Genomic DNA, 9,482 nt, shown 5'->3' with positions numbered 1-9,482 from the left:
TCTGAGTATTATTAAGTTGTTCTCCAATGGCTTTTTTATTCAATAATTTATCTTTTTTCTCTTGATTAAATTTAATTTTTTCTTGTTTATTTTCAAGATGTAACTTTTTATAATCTATCTGATACTTTAGAAACTTGCGATAATAATCCTTTTCATTTTCAATGCCATTATTAAAATAATTTTTATTATCTATGATGCTTTTTCGAAATTTTTTTAGATTAGTATTTTCCTTATTTAATTCTTTTAATTCATTATACATGGCTTTTTGTTCTACATTAAAATTTGCATATTCTATAGTATATAAAACATCTCCTTTTTTCACTTTCTTACCATCTTCTATATTTATACTTTCGATTTTCCCATATACCTTATTTACAATTCTATTTTCTTGTTCATTAGGTCGAACTACACCATTTGATTTAATTACTACATCTATTTCTCCAAAATATGACCATATCAAAGCAACCACTAATATAGTTACTAATATATAAGTAAAACTAATAGTAAATGGATGTGGCTTAGATTCTAAAAGTTCTCGACTATCTGTAATTTCTTCTATATTTTGAATTACATTTTTCATTAGTTACTCGCTCCTTTAATTTCTGTTGCTGCTACTTCTTCATAAGAGATATTACTAGGAAGCTGATTTTTCCAAAGTGAATAATAATGTCCATTTTTTTTCATCAATTCGTCATGTGAACCATCTTCAATAACTTTACCCTTATTCATAACATATATTTTATCACATCTCATTATAGTGCTTAATCTATGAGCTACAATTATAGTAGTAATATTTTGGCTAAACTCATACATTGTTTTTTCTATCGCCTTCTCAGTAATAGAATCTAAGCTGCTAGTTGCCTCATCCATTATAAGAATATCTGGCTTTCTCAAAATGGCTCTTGCTATAGCTATTCTTTGCTTTTGTCCTCCAGATAGATTATCCCCATTCTCTTCTATCATTGTCTCATATCTTAATGGCATATCATTTATAAAGCCATGAGCTTTAGCCCTTTTACATGCATCTACTATTGTTTCGAAATCTAAACTTTCATTACCAAAACATAAATTTTCCCTAATAGTTCCCTTAAATAAAAATATATCTTGAGATATATATGCTATCTTTTCTCTTAAAGTTTCTATATTTATATCTTTAATGTTGTACCCATTTATTAAAACTTCTCCTTTTTCACATTGATAAAAATTCATTAATATCTTTATTAGAGTGGTTTTTCCTGAGCCACTTTCTCCTACTAAAGCTATTTTTTCTCCTGAATTTATATTTAGAGTGAAATCTTCTAGAATTAATTGTCTTGTTCCATATCTAAAAGATATATTTTTAAACTCTATATTCCCTTTTAATGAAGAAGGATTAATTTTTCTACTTTCATTTTTACTTTTTTCTAATTCTAAATCTAATATTTCTCCTAACCTTTCTGCCGCTACCTTTGCTGTTTGAAGTTGTGGCTGAAGATTTATTAAATTTTCAATAGGATCTAAAAAATATGCCAATAAAGAATTAAATGCTAATAATTCTCCTATAGACAGCTGCCCCTTCATAACTTTATAAGTACCTATCCACAATATTACTACTCCAAATACAGCCCTTACTCCACTTTTCAGAGAACCCTGTAAATTATTTATCCATCCGTTTTTGAAAACCTTCTTTAAAAGTTTTACAAACCTTTTTTCTGTTTCTAAATTTACTTGTCTCTCTGCATTAAAAGCTTTCACTGTCTCTATACCATTTATCGATTCTACTAAATAAGAAGTCAACTTAGCATTATTCTCCATGGTTTCTCTATTTATCTTTTCTAAGTTATTATTAAAGGCCCATACGATAATTCCATATAAAATTAGTGGAATTATTGTTAATCCAAATAAAGTGAAATTTTGGCTATACAATATTCCTCCACCTATAATAACCATAAATGTGTCTATCATTATGGTTAAAGTTACCCCTGAAATAGCATCCCTTATATGAAACGCATCATTAAATCTAGATATAATTTCTCCTACTTCCCTTGTACCAAAAAAGTTCATTGGAAGTTGAATAATATGATTATAATATCCAAGCATCAAGGGAATATCTATATTTTGACTTAAATATAGCAATAAATGACTTCTAAATCCATTTAGTACAATTTTAAAAATACTTAATATTATCATTCCAATAGAAATTATATGTAATGTTTTTTCAATGCCATAAGGAAGTATGTCATCTACTAAAAATTTAAAATAAAAAGAACCTAATATACCTAGCAATGTAAGCACAATAGAAGAGAAAAATATATTCATCATAAGTGCTTTTTGTGGCTTTAATATATGTATAAATCTACTGAACAGTCCCTTAGTCTCATCCCCTTTTTTAAATTTTTCTGTTGGAATCATAATAATTAAAATACCAGTCCATATTTTAAAGAAATCTTCTGGACTATATTTAACAATTCCCCGAGCTGGATCTGCTATTAATATTTCTTTTTCATCTATCCTATGTATAACCACATAATGAAGTAATGCCCCATCAACTACCACATGAGCTATAGCTGGCAATGGAAGTTCACTAAATATATCCTCTGTGTTACTTACTCTAACTCCCTTAGCACTAAATCCAAGATGTTCCGCTACTTTAATAATCCCTAGAGCGCTAGTACCTTGTTTATCTGTTCCTGCTGCCTCTCTAATTTTAGATATGGGTATTTTTAATCCATATTGTTTTGATATTGTAGCAATACATGCTGCACCACAATCTTTTAAATCATGTTGTTTAATACAAACATATCTTTTAAAAATATTCTTCATTTTTCCTCCCAAAATTATATATTATTTACTTATTTTTATAGTTACATTATATAAAAAATAGAAAAATAAAAATCATAAACACCCTAAATGCTTTATATATAATCATAAACGTATATATAAAAATATAAATTATTTTCATTAAATCACTATAATTACGGCTTATTATTGAACTTTATCAATTATTTGTTTACATCATTTTAAAATATCGAACATCTTAATTGTTGCTTTTTTAATCTCAAGTGAATATGTTAATTGCAGTTTTTTATGTTATAATTTGTAATATCAAGTAGCTATTTGAAAAATAATGTTTTGAAACTATTTAAATGAATTTAAGGGAGGAAGTATATATGTTAAAAGAATTAAATATAAATGAAATGGAACAAGTTAATGGTGGTGACGCAGTGACTACTGTTATCGAAGCAATTGTTGGTGGAATTATTTATGATGGTGTAAAAGCTGGTGTAAATAAGCTAGCACATACTCCATATGAGAGAACAGTTACAAGACATGGAGAAAAATATACTGTAAAATATGATGGTAATCCTGGCTGGTAAAATAATTATGTTGATTAAATAATTATTAAATTAAAATCTTAAGGGCAAAACAATTAATGATGAGTTTTGCCCTTAAAATAAAAGCAAAGATGGAGTGTTTAAATATGAATTGGAAGCCGATTGAAATCAATTACTCTAAAGCTAAAATAATAATTTCTATCCTATTGTTATACCATGTAACAGAGTTATTAATCATAAAGGCAGGTGTAAATTTAAATGAAATATCATTTTTTCACAGAGTTCTTTGCGCTGTTGGTATTTTAATTATTCATGAAGGGATTCATTTTGTTATAGGTACGATTTTATCAAAAGATAGAGGAAAAATCCACATTGGATTTATTCCAAATAGATTAGCGTTTTATATGAATGTAGATGGAACTTACAAGTTTTATTGCCTTATATTAAACTTATTAGGCCCATTCTTAATTTTAACCATAATATTGGGTATTTTTTTATTTGCTTTTAAAGTGTACACTCCACTATTATGGATTATAGTATTTTATAATTCATTTATGTCAGCTTCGGATATTTATAATTCGATTTTTATAATAAAAAACTTTTCTCTATCAACAAATTTTAAACTATCTAAATTTATTCTATATTCTAATGATATTCAAAAAACTATAAATCAATAAACTATATTAATAAAATCTAAAAATTTAAAGAACAGGATGATTAAAATGAATATATTAAAAAAAACAGATAACTTTTTCAATAAATTAAATGTAACATCATTTATTATTATTATGACAATAATTACATATGTTTTAAATATTCTTCTTGTTTATATAGTTTTTAAAACTACAAATGTAAGACCTAGAGACTCTTATGGTGCTGTGAAAATATCATTACTTGGTTTACTATCTCCGATTATTATAGCACCTTGGATAGAAACTGTATTATTTCAAGGACTTATCTTTTATATATTTAGTACTACAAAGAATTTAAATCGACCAGTGATTAAAGTTCTTATATCCGCTCTATTTTTTGGATTGTATCATATATTCTATAGTCCTTATTATGCAATAATCTCATTTTTTTCAGGAATTATATTTGCTTATTCATATTTACTATATGAAAAAAAGAATAGCAGTCCTATTAAAGTAACAGCACTAATTCATGCCGGAAATAATACTCTTGCATTGTTTCTACCTCTACTTATCACTAAACTGTAGATAAGTAATTCGTGAAGTGAAGATATAGTATGATTGATAACTTACTTTGCAGTTTGCATATAATTTTAGTATTATCTTCATTTTCATACTTTATTAAAAATAAGGATAGGATATATATGATATCTTATTTTAAAATTGAATCCGCAGAAAATAAAAGAATAAATTCTTAAAAATTTAAAATAGAATATCCTATACTAAATCATTTTTATTTATAATTGGGGATTATTAGAATTCTTTTTTAAAATCAAATTCTATAACTTTTCAATTGTATTTCCAGTCATATTTATTTCAAACTATAGATTATTAAAAAAAGAATTTAAAAATATCGAATTCAATTATTTATATAAGTAATTGTATCTCTTTTTACTAGTTATATATTATTAGTGTATTGGATATATATTTTTTATTAAAGTAAGTGTTTGGTTCATTCGGTGTGATGAATTTATTATCTACATTGAAGATAGGAATTAATTTATAAAATTAACTCCCATCTCAATTATAAAGTATACGCTATTTTTATTATTTTAAGTCTTCAATTGCTTTGTTCAATATTTCTTTATAATCTTCTTTACTTCTTGATCCTGTTACAACCTCACCAACAATTTTACCCTCACTATCTACAAAGAAAGATGTTGGGTATCCTGCTATTGAACTTATAACTTCTTTTTTGAATTTATCATCTGAAATTAAATTTACAAATTTAACACCTTTTGTTTCTATTATTTTCTTAGCAGCAATTTCATTGTCTTCGTCTGGAGTATCTCCTATTATTCCAATTACGCTGCCACCGCTTTCTTTAACTTCTTCAAATAGTGCTTGAAGGTCTGGCATTTCATTTATGCATGGTCCACAAAATGTAGCCCAAATATTTATCATTGTAATTTTATTTTCTTTAAATAGTTCTTTACTATCAATTTCTTTCCCATCTAAGTCTTTAAGCTTAAATTCTATTTTATTTAAAGCAGTAATAGCTTCCTGAGGAGTTATTGGTTTAAAGGTTTTAAGAGATTCTTTAATATTTTTAATATCATCATAAAGCTCTTTATAGGCTTTTTTTCCTCCTTCAGATAATTCACTATCATTAAAATCCCCATAACACATATAGAAAACTAATCCATCATGAGCTGCTATTTTATCATTATTCTTTTTACCTGTTTCCTCTGGAAGCTTTTCTTCTGTTGGTACTTTATCTTCTTTATAAACTATTACATCAAATAAAGGTGTTGCTTTACTAAATATTTCTTTTATTTTATTGCTTTTTTCTTTAGGATCTTTTTCTGTTTCGCTGACAGTTTTATATTGTTCTATAAGCTCATTGGATAAAAAACTATATCTTAATCCTCCATATATAGACTCATTAGGATCTTCTGGATCACCTAAACCTCCTAGTAAAATATTTTCATCATACTCTTTCCATAAATCTGCCATTTTAAATTCTATACCCATGTCATTATATTTTTTCCATCCTTGTTTTTTCTTTTCCTCATCGCTCTTTCCCTCTGATTGTGTTGTTTCTGGTTTTCCTGTATTCTCTTTCTCTTTGTCTTTCGATTTTCCACAGCCTAATAAAGAAAATGTAACTACTGTAGCCATAACCAGTGCAAGAATTTTTTTCTTCACTTTAACCTCTCCTTCTTCTCTTTCTTATATAACAATATTCATAAATTTTATATTTAATTCATTAAAATAGATTTCACGACTTTTATTATGGGAAATTTAAGAACTCTTATTTATACAATTATAACTGTATATTAATGCATAAAAATATCTTAATATGCATAATCCAAAAATATTTTATTAAAATAAAGTATGATAAACCCTTGAAAATACTTAATTAATTTAACTTTTTATAATTTAATGAAATATTATTTTGTGAATATTTTTAAATAAATATTGCATAATTATAAGTTTTTCTGTATAATGATTTTTAATTTATAAAAATAAGGGAGTTGATTATTATGAAGGATAAAGTTGTACTAGCATATTCTGGAGGATTGGATACATCTATAATAATTACATGGCTTAAGGAAAATTATGATTTAGATGTTATAGCAGCCTGTATAAATGTTGGTCAAAACGATAATATGGAAGCAATTAAAGAAAAAGCGATCAAAAGTGGTGCACAGAAAATATATGTAGAAAATGTAACTAATGAGTTTGTAGAGGATTATATATTTAAAGCACTAAAGGCAGGCGCTGTTTATGAAGAAGATTATTTATTAGGTACTGCACTTGCTAGACCGTTAATGTCAAAAAAATTGGTAGAAATAGCACATAAAGAAAATGCTAAATATATTTGTCACGGATGTACAGGTAAAGGAAATGATCAAGTAAGATTTGAAACTGGCATAGCAGCCTTTGATCCAACAATACAAGTTATTGCACCTTGGAGAATATGGGATATTACTTCAAGAGAAGATGCTATAGATTATGCAAATTCTAGAGGAATAGAGATAACCGTTACTAAAGATAAAATTTATTCAGAAGATCAAAATATATGGCATATAAGTCATGAAGGTGGTCATATAGAAGATATTAAAAATGAACATAAATCCGATATATATACTATGTGTGTTTCACCAGAAAGTGCTAAAGATAAGGCAGATTATGTAGATATATATTTTGAAAAAGGTATTCCTACAAAAATAAACAGCAAGACATTATCTCCTGCTGAAATAGTTGCAACATTGAATAAATTAGGCGGAGAAAATGGTATTGGTATAAAGGATATATTAGAAAATAGACTTGTAGGTATGAAATCAAGAGGTATATATGAAACACCAGGTGGAACTATACTTTATGAAGCTCATAAAGCTCTTGAGAAAGCAACATTAGATAAAAATACAATGCATTTTAAATATATAGTATCTCAGAAATATGGTGAACTTGTATATAATGGTCTATGGTTTGATACATTAAAAGAATCCTTAGATAGTTTTGTTGATAAAACTCAAGAAACTGTTACTGGTAACGTTAAATTAAAACTTTATAAAGGAAATATAATCTTAGCAGGAATACAATCTGAAAATGCACTTTATGATGAAAAAATATCCTCTTTTGGTGCTAGTGAATTATATAATCATATGGATTCAGCTGGATTTATAAATTTATTTTCTCTTCCAACTAAGATTAAAGCCTTTAAAAAATATAAACTTTAGAAAGTAGGGATATTTAATGAATCTTTGGGGCGGACGATTTAAAAAAGAAGAAAGCAAACTTATGGAAGATTTTAATAGCTCCCTAAGCTTTGATAACATATTGTACAAAGAAGACATTGCTGGTAGTATGGCTCATGTAAAAATGTTAATAAAATGTAGTATTTTATCAGAAGAAGAAGGTAATTTAATAATACAAGGTCTTAAAGATATTTTAAAAGATATAGAAAGTGGAGCTTTAAAACTAGAAGGAAATTACGAAGACATACATAGCTTTATTGAAATAAATTTAATAAATAGAATTGGTAACATTGGTAAAAAACTTCATACTAGTAGAAGCAGAAATGATCAAGTAGCGGTAGATTTAAGATTATATGCAAAAAAGAAAGCTATAGAAATCAAAAAGGAAGTAGAAAATCTTAAAAACACTATACTAGAAGTTGGAGAAAAAAATAATTTTATTATGCCCGGATATACTCATCTTCAAAGAGCACAGGTAGTAACTTTTAAATATCATCTTATGGCTTATTACAGTATGTTTTCTAGAGATAAAATTAGAATAGAAAATGCTATAAATTTACTGGATGAAAGTCCATTAGGATGTTGCGCACTTGGTGGTACTACTTATGAAATAGATAGAACTTTTACTTGTAAAGAATTAGGTTTTAAAAAGCCAGTAGATAACTTTATGGATGGAGTAAGTGATAGAGATTATGTAATAGAACTCATATCTTCCTTTTCTATAATTATGATGCATTTAAGCAGATTAAGTGAAGAACTTATTCTCTGGAGTAGTAAGGAATTTAACTTCATACAAATAGATGATGAATTTGCAACAGGCAGCAGTATTATGCCTCAGAAAAAAAATCCTGATGCTGCAGAACTTATAAAAGGAAAAACCGGGAGAGTTTATGGAAGTTTAATGTCTATATTAACTACTATGAAAGGTATTCCTTTAGCTTATAATAAAGATATGCAAGAAGATAAAGAAGTTTTCTTTGATGCTATCGATACAGTTTTAAGTTGCATTAAAGTAATGGATGGCATGTTAGGAACCTTAGAAGTTAATAAAGTTGCTATGAAAGAAGCTATAAAAAAAGGCTTTTTAAATGCTACAGAAGCTGCTGATTATTTAGTATCTAAGGGCATGGCTTTTAGAGATGCACATAAAGTAATAGGTGAAATAGTATTATACTGTGAAAAAAATAATAAATCAATAGAAGAATTAAGAATAAATGAACTACAACAATTTAGCAATTATTTTTTAGAAGATATTTATGAATTCATAGATTATGAAAACACTTTAAAAAGAGGAATAAAAAAAGAAATTTAATTCAATGTACAGTTCACATTTTATAATTAAAAACAAATTTTATCAAAACTAAGAATTCTAAAAACCGATTTTTAAATTCTTTATCAATTACATTTTGTGAACTGTACATTATTAATTATTTAGCATTTAAAATGCTTTTGGTGAACATTTTCATTACTGACCATAATCTACAGCTTTTGAAGATTCGATCATATCTTTTAATGGTGCTAATACTTGTGCTACATGATAAAGATGTATTTGATAAGCATTCATATCATTCAGTGAATCAAACCTGGTAATTAAAACTATATCATAGGAACGTTCTGTGTGAAGTTCATCTACTCCAACTTCCAGGTACTTAAGCATTGGAATATTTCCCTCCATAGATAATAAAATGTTTTTAGCTTTCTGTAAGTTTTCGTATGTAGCTTCTTTTAATTTAAAAAATACAATATGAGTAAACATAGTCCCCCTCCTTATATAA

At 26.7% G+C, this 9,482-nt stretch carries 9 protein-coding genes; 5 read left to right on the top strand and 4 right to left on the bottom strand.

The window, feature by feature from the left end; all coding sequences use genetic code 11:
* Together ACY1IQ_RS20770 and ACY1IQ_RS20765 are read right to left on the bottom strand one after the other, a co-directional pair.
* The coding region (locus ACY1IQ_RS20770; protein ID WP_461615784.1) for a biotin/lipoyl-binding protein at positions 1–580 on the bottom strand (580 nt) is incomplete at its 3' end.
* Complete coding sequence (locus tag ACY1IQ_RS20765; RefSeq protein WP_461615783.1) at positions 580–2,802, bottom strand: peptidase domain-containing ABC transporter; 2,223 nt, start codon at positions 2,800–2,802, stop codon at positions 580–582. The genes ACY1IQ_RS20770 and ACY1IQ_RS20765, both read right to left, overlap by 1 nt.
* Before the next feature lie 347 nt (positions 2,803–3,149).
* On the opposite strand from ACY1IQ_RS20765, the gene ACY1IQ_RS20760 reads away from it, so the two are divergent.
* From ACY1IQ_RS20760 to ACY1IQ_RS20750, 3 genes are all read left to right on the top strand, one after another.
* Entirely contained in the window at positions 3,150–3,356 is a 207-nt protein-coding gene (locus tag ACY1IQ_RS20760; protein WP_461615782.1) for a bacteriocin, read from the top strand.
* Between the two features lie 104 nt (positions 3,357–3,460).
* The gene (locus ACY1IQ_RS20755; RefSeq protein WP_461615781.1) at positions 3,461–3,991 is read left to right on the top strand and encodes a DUF3267 domain-containing protein; all 531 of its coding nucleotides are present in this window, start codon (positions 3,461–3,463) and stop codon (positions 3,989–3,991) included.
* Between the two features lie 45 nt (positions 3,992–4,036).
* Complete coding sequence (locus ACY1IQ_RS20750) at positions 4,037–4,531, top strand: CPBP family intramembrane glutamic endopeptidase (protein WP_461615780.1); 495 nt, start codon at positions 4,037–4,039, stop codon at positions 4,529–4,531.
* Positions 4,532–5,050: 519 nt separating this feature from the next.
* On the opposite strand, the gene ACY1IQ_RS20745 is transcribed toward ACY1IQ_RS20750, so the two are convergent.
* Positions 5,051–6,151 (bottom strand): redoxin domain-containing protein, encoded by a 1,101-nt coding sequence (locus tag ACY1IQ_RS20745; protein ID WP_461615779.1) that lies wholly within the window; start codon positions 6,149–6,151, stop codon positions 5,051–5,053.
* 338 nt (positions 6,152–6,489) lie between these two features.
* Between ACY1IQ_RS20745 and ACY1IQ_RS20740 the strand changes: the two genes are divergently transcribed.
* On the top strand, positions 6,490–7,689 hold the full coding sequence (locus tag ACY1IQ_RS20740; RefSeq protein WP_461615778.1) for an argininosuccinate synthase: 1,200 nt from the start codon (positions 6,490–6,492) through the stop codon (positions 7,687–7,689).
* A 16-nt stretch (positions 7,690–7,705) separates the two neighbouring features.
* A complete protein-coding gene (gene argH / locus ACY1IQ_RS20735; protein WP_461615777.1) occupies positions 7,706–9,019 on the top strand; it encodes an argininosuccinate lyase in 1,314 nt (437 codons plus the stop codon).
* A gap of 153 nt (positions 9,020–9,172) precedes the next feature.
* On the opposite strand, the gene ACY1IQ_RS20730 is transcribed toward argH, so the two are convergent.
* The gene (locus ACY1IQ_RS20730) at positions 9,173–9,463 is read right to left on the bottom strand and encodes a Dabb family protein (RefSeq protein WP_461615776.1); all 291 of its coding nucleotides are present in this window, start codon (positions 9,461–9,463) and stop codon (positions 9,173–9,175) included.
* Between the last annotated feature and the right edge of the window lie 19 nt (positions 9,464–9,482).

It is taken from the genome of Clostridium sp. Marseille-QA1073 (assembly GCF_054863625.1).
This window is presented reverse-complemented; position numbering and strand designations above follow the sequence as displayed.